The 20,974-nt window shown below is 71.0% G+C and carries 20 protein-coding genes, 2 tRNA genes and 1 pseudogene; 11 read left to right on the forward strand and 12 right to left on the reverse strand.

From position 1 onward, the window contains the following. Window positions 1-19 precede the first annotated feature (19 nt). Window positions 20-496, reverse strand: a complete 477-nt coding sequence (bcp, locus tag ABZS40_RS31455; RefSeq protein ID WP_354947585.1) for a thioredoxin-dependent thiol peroxidase — start codon at window positions 494-496, stop codon at window positions 20-22. A gap of 172 nt (window positions 497-668) precedes the next feature. Here bcp and ABZS40_RS31460 point away from each other — a divergent pair, with 172 nt between their 5' ends. From ABZS40_RS31460 to ABZS40_RS31475, 4 genes are read left to right on the forward strand one after another with little or no spacing between them, the layout of a single operon-like run. Continuing rightward, on the forward strand, window positions 669-1,385 hold the full coding sequence (locus ABZS40_RS31460) for an energy-coupling factor ABC transporter permease (protein ID WP_354947587.1): 717 nt from the start codon (window positions 669-671) through the stop codon (window positions 1,383-1,385). Continuing rightward, on the forward strand, window positions 1,382-1,807 hold the full coding sequence (locus ABZS40_RS31465) for a PDGLE domain-containing protein (RefSeq protein WP_354947589.1): 426 nt from the start codon (window positions 1,382-1,384) through the stop codon (window positions 1,805-1,807). Before ABZS40_RS31460 ends, ABZS40_RS31465 begins: the two co-directional genes overlap by 4 nt. Window positions 1,808-1,821: 14 nt before the next feature. After that, the gene (cbiQ, locus tag ABZS40_RS31470; protein WP_354947591.1) at window positions 1,822-2,592 is read left to right on the forward strand and encodes a cobalt ECF transporter T component CbiQ; all 771 of its coding nucleotides are present in this window, start codon (window positions 1,822-1,824) and stop codon (window positions 2,590-2,592) included. Further along, window positions 2,589-3,347 (forward strand): ABC transporter ATP-binding protein, encoded by a 759-nt coding sequence (locus ABZS40_RS31475; protein WP_354947593.1) that lies wholly within the window; start codon window positions 2,589-2,591, stop codon window positions 3,345-3,347. The genes cbiQ and ABZS40_RS31475 overlap by 4 nt, the downstream gene beginning before the upstream one ends. Window positions 3,348-3,511: 164 nt before the next feature. Here the strand turns inward: ABZS40_RS31475 and ABZS40_RS31480 are convergent, their stop codons facing one another. Genes ABZS40_RS31480 through ABZS40_RS31495 form a run of 4 tightly spaced genes read right to left on the reverse strand, consistent with a single transcriptional unit; the run spans window position 3,512 to window position 6,447 of the window. Beyond that, window positions 3,512-4,594 (reverse strand): hypothetical protein, encoded by a 1,083-nt coding sequence (locus tag ABZS40_RS31480; RefSeq protein WP_354947595.1) that lies wholly within the window; start codon window positions 4,592-4,594, stop codon window positions 3,512-3,514. Further along, on the reverse strand, window positions 4,591-5,307 hold the full coding sequence (locus ABZS40_RS31485; RefSeq protein ID WP_354947597.1) for a thioredoxin domain-containing protein: 717 nt from the start codon (window positions 5,305-5,307) through the stop codon (window positions 4,591-4,593). The genes ABZS40_RS31480 and ABZS40_RS31485 overlap by 4 nt, the downstream gene beginning before the upstream one ends. Continuing rightward, a complete protein-coding gene (locus ABZS40_RS31490) occupies window positions 5,300-5,824 on the reverse strand; it encodes a MauE/DoxX family redox-associated membrane protein (RefSeq protein ID WP_354947599.1) in 525 nt (174 codons plus the stop codon). The genes ABZS40_RS31485 and ABZS40_RS31490 overlap by 8 nt, the downstream gene beginning before the upstream one ends. 32 nt (window positions 5,825-5,856) lie before the next feature. Next, entirely contained in the window at window positions 5,857-6,447 is a 591-nt protein-coding gene (locus ABZS40_RS31495; protein ID WP_354947601.1) for a sigma-70 family RNA polymerase sigma factor, read from the reverse strand. Window positions 6,448-6,619: 172 nt separating this feature from the next. On the opposite strand from ABZS40_RS31495, the gene ABZS40_RS31500 reads away from it, so the two are divergent. The 3 genes and pseudogenes from ABZS40_RS31500 to ABZS40_RS31510 all read left to right on the forward strand — a co-directional run. Beyond that, complete coding sequence (locus ABZS40_RS31500) at window positions 6,620-8,287, forward strand: copper resistance protein CopC (RefSeq protein ID WP_354947603.1); 1,668 nt, start codon at window positions 6,620-6,622, stop codon at window positions 8,285-8,287. 17 nt (window positions 8,288-8,304) lie between these two features. Beyond that, the gene (locus ABZS40_RS31505; protein WP_354947605.1) at window positions 8,305-9,039 is read left to right on the forward strand and encodes a YcnI family protein; all 735 of its coding nucleotides are present in this window, start codon (window positions 8,305-8,307) and stop codon (window positions 9,037-9,039) included. A gap of 684 nt (window positions 9,040-9,723) precedes the next feature. Beyond that, a pseudogene (locus ABZS40_RS31510) lies at window positions 9,724-9,945 on the forward strand (hypothetical protein); the annotation flags it as partial. A gap of 384 nt (window positions 9,946-10,329) precedes the next feature. On the opposite strand, the gene ABZS40_RS31515 reads toward ABZS40_RS31510, so the two are convergent. Then, on the reverse strand, window positions 10,330-11,613 hold the full coding sequence (locus ABZS40_RS31515) for a glycosyltransferase 87 family protein (RefSeq protein ID WP_354947607.1): 1,284 nt from the start codon (window positions 11,611-11,613) through the stop codon (window positions 10,330-10,332). Window positions 11,614-11,685: 72 nt separating this feature from the next. Here ABZS40_RS31515 and orn point away from each other — a divergent pair, with 72 nt between their 5' ends. Further along, window positions 11,686-12,276, forward strand: a complete 591-nt coding sequence (orn, locus tag ABZS40_RS31520; RefSeq protein WP_354947609.1) for an oligoribonuclease — start codon at window positions 11,686-11,688, stop codon at window positions 12,274-12,276. A gap of 104 nt (window positions 12,277-12,380) precedes the next feature. After that, window positions 12,381-12,453: transfer RNA gene (locus ABZS40_RS31525), tRNA-His, on the forward strand. 113 nt (window positions 12,454-12,566) lie between these two features. Here ABZS40_RS31525 and ABZS40_RS31530 read toward each other — a convergent pair. Beyond that, entirely contained in the window at window positions 12,567-13,862 is a 1,296-nt protein-coding gene (locus ABZS40_RS31530) for an Ig-like domain-containing protein (RefSeq protein ID WP_354947611.1), read from the reverse strand. A gap of 248 nt (window positions 13,863-14,110) precedes the next feature. Beyond that, on the reverse strand, window positions 14,111-15,373 hold the full coding sequence (locus ABZS40_RS31535) for an Ig-like domain-containing protein (RefSeq protein WP_354947613.1): 1,263 nt from the start codon (window positions 15,371-15,373) through the stop codon (window positions 14,111-14,113). A 187-nt stretch (window positions 15,374-15,560) separates the two neighbouring features. Here ABZS40_RS31535 and ABZS40_RS31540 point away from each other — a divergent pair. Beyond that, window positions 15,561-15,636 (forward strand) — tRNA-Lys (locus tag ABZS40_RS31540). A 151-nt stretch (window positions 15,637-15,787) separates the two neighbouring features. Here the strand turns inward: ABZS40_RS31540 and ABZS40_RS31545 are convergent. The 4 genes from ABZS40_RS31545 to ABZS40_RS31560 are packed head-to-tail and all read right to left on the reverse strand — an operon-like array spanning window position 15,788 to window position 19,153. Next, window positions 15,788-17,005: a site-specific integrase gene (locus ABZS40_RS31545; RefSeq protein WP_354947615.1), complete on the reverse strand. Its 1,218-nt coding sequence runs from the start codon at window positions 17,003-17,005 to the stop codon at window positions 15,788-15,790. Between the two features lie 3 nt (window positions 17,006-17,008). Further along, window positions 17,009-17,218, reverse strand: a complete 210-nt coding sequence (locus ABZS40_RS31550) for a helix-turn-helix domain-containing protein (protein WP_354947617.1) — start codon at window positions 17,216-17,218, stop codon at window positions 17,009-17,011. Next, on the reverse strand, window positions 17,215-18,459 hold the full coding sequence (locus tag ABZS40_RS31555) for a DNA methyltransferase (RefSeq protein WP_354947619.1): 1,245 nt from the start codon (window positions 18,457-18,459) through the stop codon (window positions 17,215-17,217). The genes ABZS40_RS31550 and ABZS40_RS31555 overlap by 4 nt, the downstream gene beginning before the upstream one ends. Further along, window positions 18,452-19,153 carry a hypothetical protein gene (locus ABZS40_RS31560; protein ID WP_354947621.1) on the reverse strand — a complete coding sequence of 234 codons (702 nt, stop codon included), beginning with the start codon at window positions 19,151-19,153 and terminating at the stop codon, window positions 18,452-18,454. The genes ABZS40_RS31555 and ABZS40_RS31560 overlap by 8 nt, the downstream gene beginning before the upstream one ends. A gap of 718 nt (window positions 19,154-19,871) precedes the next feature. Between ABZS40_RS31560 and ABZS40_RS31565 the strand changes: the two genes are divergently transcribed. Then, the gene (locus ABZS40_RS31565) at window positions 19,872-20,702 is read left to right on the forward strand and encodes a hypothetical protein (RefSeq protein ID WP_354947623.1); all 831 of its coding nucleotides are present in this window, start codon (window positions 19,872-19,874) and stop codon (window positions 20,700-20,702) included. The last annotated feature ends 272 nt before the right edge of the window (window positions 20,703-20,974 follow it).

A 20,974-nucleotide genomic window follows, 5' to 3' on the forward strand; every position in this document is an offset into this window, starting at 1 on the left:
AACGAACCGGTACGACAGATCAGTCCAGGCCGAGGTCGCGGCGGAGCTTGGCGACGTGTCCGGTGGCCTTGACGTTGTAGAGCGCCCGCTCGACCTTGCCGTCGGCGTCGATCACGAACGTCGAGCGGATCACGCCGGTGACGGTCTTGCCGTAGAGCTGCTTCTCGCCGTACGCGCCGTAGGCGATCAGCACCGCCTTGTCCGGGTCCGACACCAGCGGGAAGGTGATGGCGTCGCGCTCGCGGAACTTCGCCAGCTTCTCCGGCTTGTCCGGGGAGATGCCGACGACCTCGTAGCCGGCGGCCTGGAGTGAGGCGAGTGAGTCGCGGAAGTCGCAGGCCTGCTTGGTGCAGCCGGGGGTCATCGCGGCCGGGTAGGCGTACAGGACGACCTTGCGACCTCGCAGGTCGGCGAGGGAGAGCTGGTCGCCGGTGTCGGTGGCGAGGGTGAACTCGGGCGCGGGGTCACCGGGGGAGAGGCGGTCGGGCGAGGTCATGGCCCCGACCCTACCGCCGTGCCGCCGATCGGCCGAGCACCGATGGGCTGGCGGGGGCTGGCCTGAAGTGATCAAGCCCATGCGTTGTTGCCAGAGTATGGCAACAACGATGCTTGGGAAATAGGCTGACGCACGCCGACCCGCTCGGGTCCGCTGACGCGTGGGAGGTCGCGTGGAAACACTGGCGATGCACATCTCGAACGGGATCATCGACGGTCCCGTGGCAGCGATCTTCGCTGCGCTCGCACTTGCCGCGCTGACTGTCTGCGTCCTGCGCGGTCGGCGTGACCTGGACGACCGCTTGGCTCCGATGGCCGGCCTGGTGGCGGCGTTCATCTTTGCCGTCCAGATGCTCAACTTCCCGATCTTCACGGCCGGCGTGAGTGGCCACCTGCTCGGTGGCGCGCTCGCCGCCATGCTTGTCGGACCGTGGGTCGGCGCGCTCTGCGTGTCCGTGGTGCTGGTGGTGCAGGCGCTGGTCTTCGGCGACGGCGGCGTGGCGATGCTCGGCCTCAACATCACGAACATGGCATTGCTCGGCACCGCCGCGGCGTACGCGCTGATCGCGCTGCTGCTGCGGGTGCTGCCCCGCACGCGGGCCGGTCTGGCCGTGACCGCGTTCGTCGCCGCGACGATCAGTGTGGTGGTGGCGTCGCAGGGCTTCGTCCTGCAGTACTGGCTGGGCGGCACCACCGACCTGGGCAGCAACCTGGGTGGCCTGGCCGGCACGATGGCCGGCGTCCACCTGCTGATCGGTATCGGCGAGGGCCTGATCACCGCGACCACTGTGCTCACCGTCGCGAAGGTACGTCCCGACCTGGTGTACGCGCTGCGTTCCCTGCGCGCGCCTGCCGCCCCCGCCGTCCCGGTCGCTGGAGGTGTCCGATGAAGAACCGCTCCTGGGCCTTCCTGGCCGGCGGTCTGCTGGTCGCCCTGCTGCTCGCCGGTGTGGTGAGCAACTACGCCTCGTCGCACCCGGACGGGCTGGACTCGTCCCTGCTCAAGGGCTGCACCGTCGACGCCGACGACAACATCGTCGGCGGCAGTTGCCCGGCCCAGCAGTCCCGGGATCACGAGCTGGCCGACGGCCCGCTCGCCGACTACGGGGTGCGCGGGGTGGAGAACAGCTTCGTCTCGACCGGCCTCGCCGGGGTGCTCGGGGTGCTGGTCACCTTCGCGGTCGGTGCCGGCGGCTTCTGGCTGCTGCGCCGTCGCGGCGGCACGCCGACCGACGCTGACGCGGCGACGCCCACCGAGGGCGACCCCGCGACGTCCGGCGACGTCCGGCGCCGCGCCGACGCGGCCAGCTGAGCAGGGGTACGCGGATGGGAGCCGGTCACGGGCACGTGCTGTACCGCGAGTCGGACTCGCCGGTGCACCGGCTCCCGCCCGAGGTCAAGATCGTGGCGATGGTGGTCTTCACCCTCGCCGTGGTGGCCACCCCACGAGAGGCGTTCTGGGCCTTCGGCGCGTACGCCGTGCTGGTGGCGGTGGTCGCGGCGCTGGCCCGGGTGGGGCCGCGGTGGTTGCTCAGCCGAGCGATGATCGAGCTGCCGTTCGTGGTGTTCGCCGTCGCCCTACCGTTCCTCGGCAGCGGCGACCGGGTCGAGGTGCTGGGCCTGCGGCTGTCCGAGGACGGGCTGCACGGCGCGTGGAACATCCTGGCCAAGGGCACCCTGGGGGTGCTCGCCTCGCTGCTGCTCGCCGCGACCACCACCACCCGGGACCTGATCGTGGGGCTGGACCGGCTGCGCTGCCCGCAGGTGCTCACCCAGATCGCCACGTTCATGCTGCGCTACCTCGACGTGCTGGTCGGCGAGGCGCGGCGGATGCGGGTGGCCCGGATCTCCCGGGGTGACGACCCGCGTTTCCTGTGGCAGTTGCGCGGCTTCGCCGCCGGGATCGGGGCGTTGTTCCTGCGTGCCTTCGAGCGCGGCGAGCGGGTCTATCTGGCGATGCTGTCGCGGGGCTACACCGGGCGGATGCCCGCCGTGTGGCAGGGCGAGGGTGCGGCGAGCGCGGGTCAGTGGCTGGTCGCGGCGACCGTGCCGGTGTTGGCGGCCTCCATCGCCGCCACCGCCGTCGTGCTGTCATGATCGGTGTCGTGCAGACCGCTGTCTCGCTGGACGTTCGGGGTGTTCGTTACGCGTACCCGGACGGGCACGTCGCCCTTCAGGGGGTCGACCTGAACGTGCCGCGCGGCGACCGGGTGGCGCTGCTCGGGCCCAACGGGGCCGGCAAGACCACGCTGGTGCTGCACCTCAACGGCATTCTCACGCCGACCGAGGGCAGCGTGAGCGTCGGCGGGCTGACGGTCACCCCGGATCGGGCCACCCTGGCCGAGGTGCGCCGCCGGGTGGGCATCGTCTTCCAGGACCCGGACGACCAGTTGTTCCTGCCCACGGTGGCGGAGGACGTGGCGTTCGGGCCGGCGAACCTGGGTCTGCGCGGGGCCGAGTTGGCCGCCCGGGTGGACGAGGCGCTCGCCGCGGTAAGGATGAGTGAGCACCGGGGCCGGGCCCCGCAGCACCTGTCGTTCGGGCAGCGCCGCCGGGTGGCGGTGGCCACAGTGCTCGCCATGCACCCGGAGATCCTGGTGCTCGACGAGCCGTCGTCGAACCTGGACCCGGCGGCCCGTCGGGAACTCGCCGAGATCCTGCGCGGCCTGCCGGTGACCCTGCTGATGGTCACGCACGACCTGCCGTACGCGGCGGAGCTGTGCGAACGCTCGGTGATCCTGGACAACGGCCGGATCGTCGCGGACGCCCCCACCACCACCCTGCTCAACGACGCCGAGCTGCTGGCGAAACATCGCCTGGAACTCCCCCGAGGCTTCACCCCGCAGCCCTAGCCCCCCACCCCACCCCACCCCGCCCGCCCGCGCCCCGCCGATCTTGCGCTTTCTGTCCCGCCTTTGGGGTGAAAGCCGCATATGGCCAACCCAAAGTGCAAGATCGACGCGGGCAGGGCAGGGCAGGGCAGGGCAGCGCGGGGCAGGGCAGGGCGGGGCGCGGGTTAGGGGGTTGGGATTGCTGTTGCGGTGGTGCGGGAGGTGGCGTGTAGGCGCAGGATGCCGGCGGCTGTCGCGCCGGCGCCGGTGATCAGGAAGAGCGCCACCATCACCCGGGCGGCCGCGGGCGACCAGGGCACCGGGGCGATGGCGCGGGTGAACACGGCGGCGTTCGACGCTCCGGCGAAGAGCGCCAGGCAGGCCCCGGCCAGCGCGACCACGAAGTCGGCGGCCGGGCGGCGGCTCAGCGCGTACCAGCCGGCGGCGATCGCGCCGACGCCGGTGAGCAGGGACCAGATCTGCCCGGAGAGCAGCCCGACCAGCACCCCGCCCGCGCCCTGGGCGCCCGCGTCCAGCTCCCGTCCCACCGGGTACCCGACGGCCAGCGCGCCGCCGACGATCAGCAGCGCGCCGAGCGCGGACAGCGCGCGGGCGCCGGCCGGGGCGGTGGCGGCGAACAGGCCGAGCGCGCCCACGGCGAGCAGCCCCACGATGCTCACCGCCCACCAGGTGTACGCGTCCGGCGGCGGGACCCAGTCCAGCGTGCCGCCGATCGCCACCGGGTCGGTGCCGACGCGCAGTGGGATGGTCCAGTCCCGGACCCGGTGCTCGCGGTCCGGCGCGGCGCGTACCGCTGTCGGTGGCGCCGACTCCTGCCACAGCGCGCGTTGGTCGTGCCAGCGCGCTGTGGTGCCGTCGTCGATCCGCCGCCAGGATGGTGCGGCGGCCGGGTCGGCCTCGGCCGGGAGCGCGGTGTCTCCGGAGATGGTGCGGTTCAGGTACGTGGCGGGGGAGTTGCTGTTCTCGAAGACCCCGTCCGGGCCGACGCGCAAATACGGCTCACCGGAGTAGCCGATGACCTCGACGGCGCGGCCGGTGCGGTTGGTCAGCTCCAGTCGGGCGCCCGCCTCGATGACGCGTACCTCGAGCCCTGGCCGCGCCGGTGCGACCCCTGTGGTCCGGGTGCGGTAGTCGGTGCCGTCCGGCGCGTCCGCGCCGTGCGCGGCGGCGGGCGCCGCGCTGGTCACTGTCGCCAGGCCGGCTGCGGCGGCGACCAGGCCGGCGCGGCCCAGCAGGGTACGGATCACTTGCCGGCCGCCGCCACGGCTGCGGTGAGAGCGTCCGGGGTGGGGTTCTCGACGGCTTGACCGTTGACCTTGACGGTCGGCGTGCCGGTGACGTTGCTCCGGCCGGCGTCGTCGGTGACGTGTTCGGTCCAGGTCCGGTACGTCTCGTCCTTCACGCAGCCGCCGAAGGAGCCCCGGTCGAGGCCCACGCTGGTGCCGATGTCGATGAGCTGGTCGTCGGTGAGCCCGGCGCTGCCCTCCGGCGGCTGCTGGGCGAAGAGCGCCTTGGTGTACTCGTGGTATTTGCCGCCCGCCGCAGCGCAGCCGGAGGCGGCCGAGGAGCGGGTGGAGTACTCGGTGGTGGAGAAACGGTTGAGGAACGCGACCGGGTGGTAGACGACCTTCGCCTTGTTCTCGGCCACCAACTGTTCGAGCGTCGACCCGCTGGTCTGCTCGAACTGCTTGCAGGCCGGGCAGAGGAAGTCCTCGTAGACGTCGACGGTGACCGGCCCGCCGCCGGTGACGATGCCGGTGCCGGCCGCGTTGGCGCCGGGTGGGGTGGTGAAGGTGTCGGAGCGCTGGTTGGACCAGACGGCCCAACCGATGCCGCCGGCGATGACCAGGACGAGGACAGCGGCGGCGGAGACCCAGATCGTGCGGCGGCGGCGCCGCTCGCGGGCCAACTGCTCACGGACCACCCGGGCGGCGTCCCGCTGCCCCTTGCGACTACTCATCCTCGTCCTCCACAACGGGTTCGCCGGACAACCACCCGTCCACCGATACCGGCGTACGCGGCCAGATCAGCAGAAATCCAGCCAGAACCAAGAATCCCAGGTCCCGGAGGATCTCCGGGAGGTAACTGGGTGCCTGCCCCGCCGCCAGCTGCCCGCCGCTGCCGAAGCAGCCGCAGTCGATGGCCAGCCCACGCGCCCAGGCCGAGGCGATCCCCACGATGAAGACCACCAGCAGCGCGGCGGACACCCCGGCGACGAGCCGGGTGGCCAGCCCGAGCAGCAGCAGCACGCCCAACGCCAACTCGACGAAGGGCAGGGCCGCGCCGATCACTGTCGCCACGTCGTACGGCATCACCTGGTACGCGTTGACAGCCCGCCCGGAGGCGGCGAGATCGCTGACCTTCGACGCGCCGGCGACCAACCAGACGGCAGCGAGGCCGAGTCGGGCCGCGATGCCGAGCCACGGGCGGACCACTGGCCAACGGCCGTCCCGGGTGGAAGGTGCTGTCACGCTCATTTGTCGTCCCGTCCGCGCCGGAAGTTCCCCGTTCAGCCGGTCAGGGCGTCGCCGACCGCCTCGACCAGGTCGTCCCGGGCACGGGCGACCCGGGACCGGATGGTGCCCACCGGCACCCCTTCGACGGCGGCGGCCTCGGCGTACGACAGGCCGAGCAGTTGGGTGAGCACGAACGCGGAGCGCCGCTCGGGGCCGAGGCGGCGGACCAGGTCGGCGGCGCCGAACTGGCCGGCCGGGTCCGGGTGCGGCCGGTCGGTGTACGCGTGAGCCGCCAGGCGCTCGTCGAGCCGCCGACGCCTGATGACGGTGCGCAGGTGGTCGGCGCAGGCCCGGCGGGCGATGCCGAGCAGCCAGGTACGGACGCTGGAGCGACCCTCGAAGGCGGGGAGTGCCCGAAACGCCCGCAGGTAGGTCTCCTGGGTCAGGTCGTCGGCGCTGTCCGGGTCGACCAGGGCGGCGGCGAACCGCCACACCTCGGCCTGGGTCAGCCGGACGAACGCCGCCTGGGCGGTGGGGTCACCGTCGCGGGCGGTCAGCGCCCACTCGGTTGCCGGGTCCCGGGCGACCTCGTCGACCGGGTCTGCCGGACCGGCGGCACCGGGGTCACGCGGGACAGGGATCACGACACATCAGGTTACGCGGCAGTCGGCGGCGCGTCAGGGTCGTTCGGCACTTGGATGGTCTGCGCCACGTTCGGAACTTTTCCCCGACCCGGGCCGACTACCAGTTCATGACGTGCGACCACCTTCGCCCCCACCCCCCTCGGGTCGCCGGAGGGGACACCCATCGGCGACCATGGCCGGCATGACTGTCGCCCCCCGCCGCTGGGCCGCCAGGCTGGCCGCAGCCGCCGGCCTCCTGGTCACCGTCGTCGCCTTGTTGATCGCGCCAGCTACCTCCGCCAGCGCCCACGCGGTGCTGGAGAGCAGCAGCCCGGCCGCCGCCTCCATCGTGCCGAGCGGGCCGTCCGAGGTGGTCCTCACCTTCAGCGAGTCGGTCCGCAAGGTGCCCGGCAAGATCCGGATCATCGCGCCGGACGGTTCCCGGGCCGACCGGGGCGAACCGTCGTTCAGCGGCGGCGTGGTGACCATCCCGGTGGACCCCGCTGGCGCCCGCGGCACCTACCTGGTCAGCTTCCGGGTGATCTCCGCCGACAGCCATCCGGTCTCCGGGGCGTTCACCTACTCGGTCGGCGCACCCTCGACCCCACCCGTCGACTCCGGCACTGACAGCCGCGCCAACCCGGTGGTGGAGACGGCGGTGAAGGTGGCCCGCTTCCTCGGCTACGCCGGTCTGGTGCTCCTGGTGGGGCCGGCGCTGGTGCTCGCCGCGCTCTGGCCGCGACGGCTCTCCCGGCGGGGGCCGACCCGGCTGGCCTGGACCGGCCTCGGTCTGGTGGCCGTCGCCACCCTCGCCGACCTGTGGTTGCAGGTGCCCTACACGGCCGGCGGTGGTCTCTTCGACGTCACCGGCGAGGGGTTCGGCAGTGTGTTCGGCAGCGCCTTCGGCGCCGCCCACCTGGTCCGACTCGGCCTGCTGGCGGCGTCCGTCTTCCTGCTCCGCCCGCTGCTGGCCCGGCCCGCCGGCCGCGCCGACGCGATCATTCTGGCCGTGCTCGGCGGGGCAGCCCTGCTGACCTGGCCGCTGGCCGGGCACCCGGCGGCCTCCCCGGCGCCGGCGGTCTCCGTGGTGGTCGACGCGGTCCACCTGGGCAGCATGGCGGTCTGGCTGGGTGGTCTGCTCATGCTCGCCGTCTTCCTGCTGCGCCAGGCCGACGAGCGGGAGTTGGGCGCGATCCTGCCGATCTGGTCGCGCTGGGCGGCGCTCGCCGTCTCGGCGCTGCTGCTGGCCGGCACCGTTCAGGCGCTGATCGAGGTGGCCACCCTGCAGGCGCTCTTCGACACCACGTACGGGCGCCTGCTGCTCGCCAAGATCGGGTTGTTCGCGCTGGTCATCGCCGTGGCCGCGTACTCCCGGAAGTTGGTGCGCAGCCGCGTCGCGGCGCAACGCCCGGTGCCGGTGCGCCGGGCGGTCCTGGTGGAGTTGGCCGTCACAGTGGTGGTGCTGGCCGTGTCCGCCACGCTCGTGCAGACCACGCCCGCGCGCACCGCCGGCGCCGCCCCGTCGGCCGGGGCCGAGGCCGGCCTCTTCAGCACCAGGCTCTCCAGCCCGCTCCTGTCCGTCGAGGTCGAGGTGAGCCCCGCCGAGCGGGGCAACAACTCGGTGCACCTGTACGCGTACGACAAGGCCAATCAGCCACTGCTGGTGGCGGAGTGGAAGGCGACAGTAGCGCTGCCCTCGGCCGGGATCGAGCCGATCGAGGTGCCGTTGCTGCGGTTGACGGACAGTCACGCCTACGGCGACATCAGCCTGCCGACCGCCGGCGAGTGGCAACTGAAGATCACCGCCCGAACGACCGACATCGACCAGGCCACGGTGACCGCCACCGTGCCCATCCGTTAGAGAGGTTCGCGAAACCCATGACCCGATTCCGGCGTACCGCAACCGCCGCTGCCGCCCTGGCGTTCACCGCCGCCGCCACCGCTGTGCTCGGCTTCGCCGGACCGGCGTCCGCGCACGTCACGGTCAACCCGAAGGAGGCGACCCAGGGCGGTTACGCCCGGGTGGCGTTCCGGGTGCCCAACGAGAGCGACACCGCGTCCACCACCAAGCTGGAGGTGGTGCTGCCGGAGAACGCCCCGGTCGGCTCGGTGTCGACGATGCCGGTGCCCGGCTGGACGGTCACCACGGAGAAGCGCAAGGTGGACCCGCCGATCGAGGTGCACGGCAGTCAGCTCACCGAAGCGGTCTCCAAGATCACCTGGACGGCCTCCGGCGACGCGGGGGTGAAGCCGGGTCAGTTCCAGGAGTTCCCCGTCTCGATGGGGCCGCTGCCGCAGGTCGACTCGATGATCTTCAAGACCCTGCAGACCTACTCGGACGGCAACATCTCGCGGTGGATCGACGACCCCGCGCCGGGCGCCGAGGAGCCGGAGCACCCGGCTCCGGTGCTCACCCTGGCCGCCGCCGCGGCGCCGTCGGGTTCGGCCACGCCGGCCGCAGCGGTGGCCTCACCCGACGACGATGACGACGATGACGGCAACGGGCTCGCCGTCGGCCTCGGTGTGGCCGGTCTCGTCGCCGGTCTGGCCGGCCTGGTGCTGGGCGGGCTGGCGTTCGCGCGTACCCGCCGGGAGCCGGTCGCCAAGGTCTGACCCCTGGTTCACCCGCTGGCCCGCCGGATCTTCCGGCGGGCCAGCGTGCTTTCCGGAGCCGATGCCGGCCGTGCCGTGGATATTCCCTGATCAGACCGTGTACGTCGGTAAGGTCGGCCGGGTATTTGGCTACGGAGGGGGACGGTGCGGATGCGGTTCGTGCGGGTGATCGCCGGAGTGCTGCTGTTGGTCGTGGGAATTCCGGCGCTGTTCGCCGGTGGCGGGCTGTGGCTGGTGACCCGACACGCCGACCCCGGCGGGTCCTTCGCCGCCCGCTTCGAAACGGTCCGCACGCCCGGTCACGCGGTAGTGGTCACCGACCTCGACCGGTTGCTGCGACAGGACGCGCCCTTCGCGCGTACCGCGCAGACCCGGCTGCGCCTGGACGCCCGCACCACGGGCGGACCGGCCTTCATCGGATTGGCGCCGACCGCCGAGGTGCGTGGCTGGCTGGAGGCGGCGCCGCACGCCACGGTCCGCCGGGTGGCGCTGGCCCGGGGTCCGCTCCCGGTCCGGCTCGACCCGGCCGGGCCGGCCGCCGACACCCCGGGCGTCGCGACGGCGGACGGGCCGGTCACACCACTGGGCCGGCCCTTCTGGGTACGCGAGGGAATCGGGTCGCTGGAGTGGAGCGCTGACGACCTCGCCGGCGAACCCGTGAGCCTGGTGGTGATGCGCCCCGACGGGGAGGACGGCCTGACCCTGGACCTGCGCGCCGAGTTGCGGGCCGGGTGGACCGGCCCAGCCACCTGGGGTCTGCTGACCCTCGGCGTGCTGCTGGTGGTGTGCGCGGCGCTGCTCCTGCTGCGGCCGCTGCGGCCACGCGAGGTGATCTTCGTGGTCGAGCCGGATCAGGTGCCGGTGCTCGCCGGCCGGCTCGGGGTCACCTCGCTGAGTGGCCTGGGCCCCCGGCGACCCGATCCGACCCCGCCGTTGCTGGCACGACAACTCGCCCCGGTCGGCTCCGGAGCTCCGGAACCCGCCCGGCCGGCGATCGGCGCGGCGCGCGCTGCCACCCTCGCCGACCTGGACGAACCGGTCCGGCTGCCCCGCCCACCGGAGGTGGCACTGAGTCTCGCCTGGCCGCCGGCCGACGCGGTCGAGCCCACCGCCGCGCCGGTGGCGGCCGCGCCGGGCGACGACCCGGCCCGTGGCGGCCCGGCCGGGTGACGGCTCGGCCGGTGGCGGTGGGTGAGACGGCGAGCGGCCCTCCGCGCTGCCGACGCGGAGGGCCGCCCTCACCGGGGGATCGGTGCTACCCGAGCGACGCTTGAGGTAGATGAGGACAGATTAGCGGCGAACGTGGTTACTCGGGAGGTCTGTCCAATTGGTGCGATTTTCCGCACCGAGTCCCGAGCGCACCGGCAACGCCGCCAACAGCAGCAGACTGAGCAGTACGTAGGTGTTCTGCACGACGAAGTCCACCGGGTCATGAGTGCGGACCGGTCCCGCGCCCCAGGCCTGGAACGTCACCACCCCGTAGATGGTCACGGCGGTGATGCCCAGCGCGAGCCCGGCCAGCCACCGACGCCGGCCTGCCTCGTCGGGGCGGTCGGCGCTCAACGCCGCGTCGGCGAGCAGCACCACCGCCGGCACGAACCAGTAGATGTGGTGGGTCCAGGTGATCGGGCTCGCCAGGGCGCCGACCAACCCGGTCAACGTCAGGCCCGTCAACGGGTCACCGGCCCGCGCCGCGCGGGCGGCCCGCCACAGCCCGTAGCCGGCGACAGCGGCGACCACCAGCAGCCAGAGCAGCCGGTCCGGCTTCTCCGGCTCGGTGAACCGGCTGAGCAGGCCGAACAACGACTGGTTGCCGACGATGTCGGTGCGTCCCACCCGCTCGGTGGTCCACAACTCTTGCGTCCAGAACCGCCACGAGTCACGTGGGGCGATCGCCGCCGCGAGCAGTGTCGCCGCCGCCGCTGTCGCGCTCGCCACCGCCGCGGCCCGCCACCGCCGGGTGGCCAGCAGGTACACGATGAAGATGCCGGGAAAGAGCTTGAGCGCCGTCGCCAGCCCCACGCCCACCCCGGCCCAACGTCGCGCCTGCGGCACCGCGAACAGCAGGTCGGCCAGGATCAGCACCACCAGCAGCATGTTGATCTGGCCGAAGGTGATCGTCTCGCGGATGCTCTCCACCGCCAGCACCAGCAGGACGGCGGCGATCAGGGTGAACGTTCGGGGCAGGTCGTGTCGGGCGATCACCGGGGCCACCAGCCACCGGGTGGTCAGCACCACGGCCAGCACTGTGAGCGCCGTGAAGATCGCCACGGTGGCGCCGAGCCGCAGCAGACCGAACGGCCACAGCAGCAGCGCGCTGAATGGTGGGTAGGTGAAGTACAACTCGCCCTGCACCCGATCGGGCTGGACGTAGTCGTAGAGCGGGTGGCCGACGCGCCACCAGTCCATCGCGGACATGTAGATCTTGAGATCGAAGAAGTTGTGCACGAGACCGGGCAGGTAGAGCGCTGGCAGCACAGCGCCGAGGGCCACCACCGCGACCAGACGACGGACCGTACGGCCGCCGGGATCGTCTTCGGTGACGGCGGGCGGTGCGACGGGTTCTGCTGGCACCCCGAAACCCTAGCGGTCCGGCCCGCCGAGAGCGCGCAGCCGCGGGGCGTGGGCTGCGCGTAGGCTGTCCCGGTGGCTGATCTCCTCGTCTGGATCGACTGTGAGATGACTGGGTTGGACCTCGGCAGGGACAAACTGATCGAGGTTGCGGCACTGGTCACCGATCCCGACCTCAACGTGCTGGGTGACGGTGTCGACGTGGTCATCCACGCCGACGAGGCGGCACTGGAGGGGATGCCGGAGATCGTGCAGACCATGCACGCCAAGTCCGGCCTCACCGAGGAGGTCCGTCGTTCGGCGGTCACCCTCGCCGAGGCCGAAGACCTGGTCCTGGAGTACGTGCGCACCTTCGTCAAGGACCCGCGAACGGCGCCGCTCTGCGGCAACTCGATCGCCACCGACCGGGGCTTCATCGCCCGGGACATGCCCCGCCTCGACGCGCACCTGCACTACCGGATGATCGACGTGTCGTCGATCAAGGAACTCTGCCGCCGCTGGTACCCCCGGGTGTACTTCGGTCAGCCGCAGAAGGGTCTCGCGCACCGGGCGCTGGCCGACATCCGGGAGAGCATCCGGGAGTTGGAGTACTACCGGCGCACCGTCTTCGTTCCGCTGCCCGGCCCGGATGTCGAGGCCGCCAAGGCCATCGCCGCCGAGCTCTGACCCCCTGCCGCGCTGACCGGCAACCCGCTGGACGTGCCCGGCGTGGTGTGGCTATTATTGATCCGCACCCCGCCCGGAGCGATCGACCGGGCGATGGCGGCATGGTGGCTGTAGCTCAGTTGGCAGAGCACCGGGTTGTGGTCTCGGTTGTCGTGGGTTCAATTCCCATCAGTCACCCAGCTGGTTTCACTGCTCAGGCCCCCTCTTCGGAGGGGGCCTGAGTCGTTGTGGGGACGAAACAGGGGCCCACGCGAAAGCCCCCTCCGAGGAGGGGGCTTTCGTCGGGTGGCTCAGGCGGTCGGCGTGGGGGACGGGGTGCCCGTCCCGTCCGGGGTCGGGGTGGCGGCGGCGTCCGGGTCGGCCGGAGGCTCGTACGGAAGGGCACTGCCCTTGACGTACTCGTCCCAGCTCATGTTCCAGTCCGTCCAGCCGTTGCCGTTCTGGAGCTTGCGCTCGGTGCCCTTGACCGTGATCGGGTCGCCGATCTGGGTGTTCTTGAAGAGCCAGTCGCCGTTGGCCATCGACACGTTCACGCAGCCGTGCGACACGTTCGTGGTGCCCTGCTGACCCTCGGACCAGGGTGCCGCGTGGATGAACTCCCCGCCCCAGGTGAGGCGCTGCGCGAAGTCAATCTTGGTGCGGTAACCCTCCTCCGGGCCCAACTCCTCGAACGTGTCGAAGACCGTCTTGCGCAGCTTCTCGATCACGACCATGGTGCCGCTGGACGACGGGGTGCTCTTCTTGCCCAGGCTGACCGGGATGGTCTTGATCACAGAGCCGTTGCGGGTCACCGTCATCCGCTTGGTCTTGTTGTCCACAGTCATGACCACCGCCGCGCCGATCTTGACGTCCACCGAGAGGTCGGCGCGGCCGTACCAACCCGCGCCCATCGGCAGGCCGCCGGCCTGCACCCGGTAGGAGACCTTGCTGTCGGGCTTCCAGAACTCCTTCGGCCGGTACCGGATCTCGGTGGGGCTGACCCAGTGCCAGATCCCCTCCTGCGCCGGGGTCGAGGTGACCGTCATCCGGCGCTGCACGTCGTCGCGGTAGTCCTCCGGGACGGCCCGGCTGAACTTCACGATCAGCGGCATGCCCACACCGACCACCTGGTTGTCACCGAGGAAGCTGCTCACCCGTACCTGATTGCCGGGCTTGGCCATGGTGGTGAAGGTGCTGGTCGCGGTGGCCGGACGGCCGTCGTCGCCAGTGGCGGTCACGGTGGCCGTGTAGCTCGTGCCGTAGGCCAGCGCGCCGGCCGGCAGCCACGACTTGCCGTCCTTGGCGAGGGCGCCCTCGACCGCCTTGCCGGCGGCGTCCTTCAGCTCGACAGCGCTCTCCACGGCGTCCTTGGTGGTGAAGGTGACGCCGGTGGACGCCGGCACGTCCTTGGCGTCGGCCGCCGGCTCACTGATCGTCGCGGCGGCCTTCGGTGCCGGGTTCTCACCCCCGCCGTGCCACGAGGACGGCTTGCCGCCGTCGCCGTCGGTGCAGGCCGAGGTGAAGGCCAGCGCCACGGCGAGGAGCCCCGCCGCGAACACGCGGCGTCGCCCACCGGGCCTGATCAGCTGGTCCTGGCTAGCTCGCATGAATTCCCTCACAGTTGTGGTCGCTGCCCCATCGTCTCTTACTGACGCGCCAGAGCCGGCCCCGGTTGCCGAGGGTGAACCGAAACACGCCACAATGGTGCCCGAATTCTGCTACTATCCGGCGTTTCGTGAGCCTGGTTCGTTTCCGTACCGGGAGTGCGGGGGGCGCCGCGCCGTCATCGAGCGGCGGGAGTGCAAGGGTACGCCGGCCCGGCCAACGGCCGAGCCGGCGCAACGAGCCCGACGGCTCAGACCGCCGGGCCGGCCCCACCACCGGGCACCGGCAACGCGCTGCCCTTGACGAACTCCGACCAGCTCAGGCTCCACGCCGTCCAACCGTTACCGGCGGCGATCCTGCGCTCGGTGCCCTTGATCGTGATCGGGTCACCGATCCGGGTCTTGTCGAACAACCACCTGGCGTTCGCCATCGACACGTTCACGCAGCCGTGCGAGACGTTCTGCCGCCCCTGCACGTGCTCCGACCAGGGCGCGGCGTGGATGTACTCGCCACCCCAGGTGAGCCGCTGAGCGAACTGGATGTCGGTCACGTAGCGGTTGGCCGGATCCGGGTCGTCGCGGGTGTCGAAGACCGTGGCCTCCTTCTTCTCCATCACGACCATCGTGCCGCTCGACGACGGAGTGCTCTTCTTGCCCAGGCTCACCGGGATCGTGCGCACCGGCGCGCCGTTCTCGTACACAGTCATCTTCTTGTTGGCGTTGTCGACCTTCATCTCGAACGACCGGCCGATCTTGGCGGTGGCCTTGCGGTCGACGTCGCCGTACTTGCCGTTGCTCAGCGGCACCCCCGCCAGGGCGATCCGCACGGTGATGGTGGTGCCCGGCTTCCAGTACTCCGGGGCCCGGTAGTAGGCCTGCGTGCCATTGCTGACCCAGTGCCACGCGCCCGGCTGCGGCGGGTCGGTCCGGACGAACATCCGCTTCTGCACCGCCGCCCGGTCCTTCTTCGGAATACCCGGGTGGAACTCGGTGACCACCGGCATGGCCACCCCGTAACTCTTGTCGTCGAAGAGGTACAGGCCCGAACCGATCGTCGACTTCGGCTTGGCCATCGTGGTGAAGCTGCTGGTGCCCTGGCTGCTCGTGCCGTCCGACGCGCTCGCCGTCACCGTGGCCGTGTAGCGGGTGCCCCACTTCAGCGGAGCTGACGGCACCCAGGCCGAACCATCGGTACGCAGCTTGCCCTCGACCGAGCCACCGCCGTCCGCCGTCAGGGTGACCGCTGACACCTTCCCGCCGTCCGGGAGCTTCGCGCTGATCTCCGTGCTCACCGGCCGGTTCTTCGTGTCGTTCGCCGGGCTCAGCGTGAGCGGCGGCCCGCTCGGTGTGCTCGGTGTCGACGGTGCGACTGAGCCAGGTGCGGCGCTCACGTCCGAGGACGCCCCGCCCACGAATTCCGGCTTCTTCTCGTCGCCGCCGCATCCGGTCAGTGCCAGCGACGCCGCCAGAGTCAGGGCGCCCACCACCGCCCCGGCTCGCGTGAACCGTGCCATGCCCACCTCTGTTCTCGCGTACCTGGCGGATATCGTGCCGCATCGACGCCGCAACCCACGCCCCGATCTTGACGGTGGTGCCGGGTTTGGTGCTTTTTGCCGGCAAAGCTCGACCGAAGGGGGGACCCGGGGAACCGAATTGGAGCCCGTGTTGGAGGGGTGCTAATGTTCTCTCCGTTGCCGACGAGCGCCGCTAGCTCAACTGGCAGAGCAGCGGACTCTTAATCCGCGGGTTCGGGGTTCGAGTCCCTGGCGGCGCACCAATTAAAGGCCCTGACCAGCAAAAAGCTGGCCAGGGCCTTTATGGTTGTCTATGTAGTTTCGAACCCTCCCCCGAAAACCCCTCACTAACGGCCGGGGCGATCAGGTTCGGCAGGCCGGATGGTAGGCATACCGGCCGCCACCCGCCCCCGGCTATCCGGTCGGGGCCGGGCCAGGGTTGCGGGGTTCGGAATCGCCTGGCTCCGGCCTGCCCCCGAGCTGTTCGAGGATGGCAGAGCTGTCGGGGGCAAGGGCTGGCTTGACGATGTAGTGCTTCTTGGTGGTCTCCTTACTTCCGTGGCCGAGCTGTGCGGCGGCGCTGTCGGTGTTGGCCTCCTTGTCGATCAAGGTGGCAACGGTCTTACGGAACGTGTGGGGAGTGACCCATTCAAGGCCGGTCTCAGCGCGGGCTGCGCGCCACTGACGGCGAACGTTGGGCGGAGACAGCCAGGTGCCACGTCGGGAGGGAAAGATCGCGTCGTTGGGGTCGGCGGCGGCGGTGAGCTTGCGCTCCAAGAGCATCGCGACGGCGAATCGTGGCAGGACGACTGACCGGTAACCGGCATCGCTCTTTGTCCATTCCTGCCGGAAGAAGCCTTTGCCCTTGATGTAGATGATGGTGCCGCAGATAGTGAGGATGGGATGGTCGGCGGCGAGGTCGGCGTCTTCCCACCGCACTGCCAGGATCTCGCCGATGCGGGCGCCGGTGGCGAGCATGAGGTCAACGATGTCGGCCAGGTCGCTCGTAGGCCGAGGCCCCGACTTGCCCGGGGTGGGCTCCTGCCACCTCCGGATCGCCGAACGAACGTCGTCCAGTTGCTCCCGATCAAGCGCGACGACCCTCTTGCGGGGCTTTCGTAATTGGCCGGTGTCGCGGATGGGGTTTGTCGTGAGCGCACCCCGACGGACGGCGAGGGCGAACATCTGGCCGAGGACGACCTTGGCGCTCTTGGCGGCTGAGGGACGGTCCTCGGCGATCCTCCGCAGGAACTTGTCGAGGCGGCCTGCGCTGGCCTCTCGGATCCGTAGTTCACCCAAAGCCGGCACGATCGAGACGCGCACGCTGATCTCGTACCTGCTGATGCTTTGCAGCGATACCCGTTCCTCTGCGGCTATCTCCCCCAGCCACAGAGCGGCGAGCGTGCTGACGTGCGTCTCCCTGGTGATTTCGTCGTCGTTAGGGGCGACACGGTCGCGAACTTTGATTTTGAGCGCTCGGATGGCGGCGGGGGCGGTGGTGTCGGTGGCCTCGACGTCGCGGGTTTTGCCGTCGTGGTCGCGGTATCGGGCTCGGGCGCAGTACCGGTTGGGGCCGAGCTTCTCGGTACGGATCGTGCCCAGGGTGCCGATGGGTAGAGGAGGTCGGGCCACGGCTCAGCGCTCCGGGTCGGTGTGGTCGTCGAGCCAGCGTTCGATCTCGCTGCGCCGGTAGCGCAAAGTGTTGCCGACCCGGATGGCGCGAGGCCCCTTGCCTCGGCTGTGCCAGGCGTAGAGGGTGTTCTTTGGCTTGCCCAGCCAGGCCGCCACGTCATCGATAGTTAGGAGGGGGTCGGGCCGCCACTCGGCGGCGGTCGGGGCGCTCATGGCTGGTCTGCCCTGGCGGACGAGTCGGTCTGCGGGTGTGGTGTGTCGGGGTCGGCGGGTCGCTGGTGGGCTGTGGCGTCGGGCCATTCGGACCTGGGAATGGTGTGTGGGTCGGGCGGGCACGGATCGGGTGTCCTTTCAGCGTCCCGGCCCGGGTGGGGCCGGTGGTCGGTGGCGCTGCCGCCGGGGTTGGCGGGGTGCGCCAGGTGTGCCCGTCGATCCACGCTGGCGGGGGTTGAGGTATCAAGCCCGTGGCCGGCGTGCGGTGCGGCGAGGGTGGACCCGCTCTGTGCGGAGTCGTGCGGGTTGTGGTGCGACCCGCCGAGTTGGAACAGCAGGAGGTCTTCGTGCTGGATGAGCCATTGCGGGTCGCCGGTGTTGATGGCGTCGCGGACGTTCTTGATTTGGAAGAATGAGGTTCGCGGCACCAGTACGCCGTTTCGGACTCCGGCGATGAGCGCGATGAGTTCCTCGACGAGGGTCAGTCCGGCGGCGAGTCCGGCGGCGGCGACCATGCCGGGGATGTCGATGAGTTCCCCGCGTCGCCGGTAGGGGCGGGCGGTGACCGCGACGTATCCGCCGGGTTTGAGTACGGCGGCGCAGCCGGTGAGGATCTGGGTGAACCCTTCGGCCAGTTCTGCGTGTTCGGTGTAGGCGAGGTTCCCGGCGTCGGCACCGTACCGGTGGTGGATCTTGCGGACCTTGCCTCGTCGGGGGCCGGGGGTTCGTACGTGGCCGTGGGTGGATGACCCGTACGGCGGTGAGGTGATGACCAGCGAGACCCGGCCGTGGACCTCGGTCGGAAGCAGTGCGGGTAGCCGGCGGGCGTCGCCGGTGTAGATCTCCCCGGTGCCGGTGGCGCCTTGGCTGGTGGCGAGGCGGATGTTGTCGGCGGCGTGCTGCGCCCACCGGTTCTCGTACTCGACGCCGATGCCGTGTCGGCCGATGTGCATGGCTTCGACGAGGGTGGTGCCGATGCCGGCCATCGGGTCGACCAGCAGGTCGCCGGGCTGGGTGTAGGTGGCGGTGAGGTAGCGGGGGATGGTGGGCAGCATTTTGCCCGGGTGCTCCATGGAGGCCGTGGTGTACCGGCCGCGTCGCAGGTCGCGGGAGGCGGTCTGCCCGGTCAGCAGTACCGAGCCCTGCACTCCGTCGGCGATGAGGGCGAACAGCCGCCCGACGTCGGTGGCGTCCAGGTCGAGGCCAGGGGCGGAAGCGTCGGTAGGGGTGGTCTCACGCATCGGTGTCCTCCTGGTCGAGGGTGGTCGCCGTGAACGCCAGGACGTCCATGTGGGTGTGGAGGTGCCGCCCGTCCAGTAGCGCGGGCGGGGTGCTCGCGGCGGTGGCCGCGTCGGCGCGCGGGTCGTGTGCCGGGAGCGGGACCACGAGCACGGGGATGTGCTGGTGGTAGCGCAGCCCGGCGATGCGGGCGGCGCTGATGACGGTGCTGCGCCGCGAGACCCGACCTGGCTCAGGCGCACGGGCGGGCAGTGCGACGAGGACGAATCCGCCGGGGCGTAGTAGGCGGTGCCAGCGGTGCATCGCCTCGGCGGTGTCGTGCAAGCCGAGGGGGTCGCCGCCGGGGCGGGGTAGTCCGGCCAGCAGCAGCGTGAGGCCGTCCTCGGCGAGGCACCGGGTGCGGGCGGGCCGGTCGTCGGTGACTCGGATGCGCTCACCGTGGGTGGTGATGGTGGCGGGGTGGCGGTGCAGGTACTGGGCGGCCCTCGCGACGGTGGGGTGGTTGTCGAGGTCGGCTACGAGATCGCCGTCGTGGGTGTAGTGCCGGATGAGCCAGGCGAGGCGTTGCGGGTCGAGTCCGTGCCAGGCCGCCGGGTCGATCAGAGGCGTATCGCGGCGGTGGGCGGGGACGAGGAACAGCCCGACGGGTGGGCGTTCGGCGTGGGGCTCGGGAAGGTGCGGATGGGTCTGCGGCATGGCTGGTGGGCCACGTCCGCCGACAAGCGCTGACACTAAGGGAATACAGATTCGGGCCTCGATTTGGAGGACACCGCCGTGAACACCTGCCGCCGACTCCGTCCCTGTCGGCGTGTTCAACCCCGATGAACAAGATCGGCCGGAGGTTGAACGGGCAGGTCAGAGGTTGAACACCGCCACCATCAGACCGCGACGCCTATCGAGTTTCGTGACTATTGAGGCGATGTCACTCCGGTGGCGAGCCAGACCCCACAGACCGCCCCTCGCGGTGCATGAACAAGATCGACCTCCCGGCTTGAACAAGGTCGACTCGGCGGCGGAATGCCCTGAACACGCTTTACCCACGGGCCGTCAACCGTCCGCCGACCATGAACACCTCTGGCCCGTGCCGTCCGGCGCGGGCCATTTTCGCGTCGATGCCTCCGGGTGCGTCAATGGCCAGCCGAGCCCTCGCCGAGGCGCGCGGTAGGTACGGCAGGCGGCGGGTTGAACGGGCAGCCACGAGGTTGCACACACCGGCGAACACCGGCCGCACGCTGGTCGACCGGCGCATCGAGGGACGTCATCCTCGCCTCGGTCGATCACGCTGTGTTCAACCTTAAACAAGATCATCGGTGTTCATGATGTGTTCAATCGCCCTGGTGGCGTGGGTGCTGCACCGCCGACCGGCCTCCGATCGCCCGTTCGGCAACCCCGCTCACCATCAGGGAGTACATCCATGTCTGCGAACACTCGCCCGATCGCCGGCCCGCTGGCCGGACACCCGGGAGCCCGGCCTGACGCGGCGCTGCTCGACGCGATCGACTACCGGTTCCGGCTACGCGGCGAAGGCCCCCAGTCGCAAGCCGTTGACGGCCGGCAGCTCGGCCACGGCCTGCCCCATCGCCGGATCGCACTGACCGAGCTGTCGGCGATCCTCATGCACCCCTCCTGCGGCACTGCGGCCCAGGACGCCGCGTGGAGGTTCCTCGTCACCCGAGCCCGCACCGGCGGCGAGCCGTGGGTCGTCGGCGCGGTCGGGGTGGCCCTGCCTGGTCTGCGGCACCGGGCGCACCTGCTGTCGAAACTGTCGTCCGGGGACCTGCACGCCGCGCTGGTCGAGGCGTTCCTCAAGGCGCTGCACACCATCGACATTGACCAGCCGGGCATCGTGAACGCCCTGCTCAACACCGCGTTCTCCGGCGCTCGCGCCGCCCTGCGCAGTCAGGAGCCGGCCGCGTCGGGGGAGGCGAACTTCGCGCCCGGCTCGGCGCTGCCACCTACCCCGTACGGTCACCCGGATCTGGTCCTGGCCCGCGCGGTGCGCCTCGGGGTGATCACCGTCGCCGAGGCGGACCTGATCGGCGGGACGTTCTTGGAGGACACCAGCCTCACCGCATACGCCGAGCGCACCGGCTTGCCCCGGTGGGGTGTCTACAAGCGACGCACCGCCGCCGTTGAACGGCTCGTCACGGCGATCCGCTCCGGTGCGCTCAGCGACCCGACCGCCGACGTCATCGCCGAGGCCACCGGCACCACCGCGCCGGAGGCGGCACCCGGCCGCCGGTGACTTACCCCTGCTGAGCTGCGCTTCTCCAAATCGGCCTTCGGATTTGTATTCCCCTAGTGCGGGACTTTCCCGCACAGGTGACCTCCCCGACCGGCCCCGCTGACGGCGCTGACACCCCGTTCGCCCGGCCCACCAGACCTGTGTGAGGAGGACGGCCCTCGCGCCGGTCGGAACTCGTGGTCACCACGTGCGGATCGATGCGCTCCCGCCTCTGTCACCCACCGCGCCGCAACCGAGCCCCGCCACGCCCTGGGGCCGGTTGCGGCCCAAGC

Source organism: Micromonospora sp. NPDC005324 (assembly GCF_040607155.1).
Taxonomy (GTDB): Bacteria; Actinomycetota; Actinomycetes; order Mycobacteriales; family Micromonosporaceae; genus Micromonospora; species Micromonospora trifolii.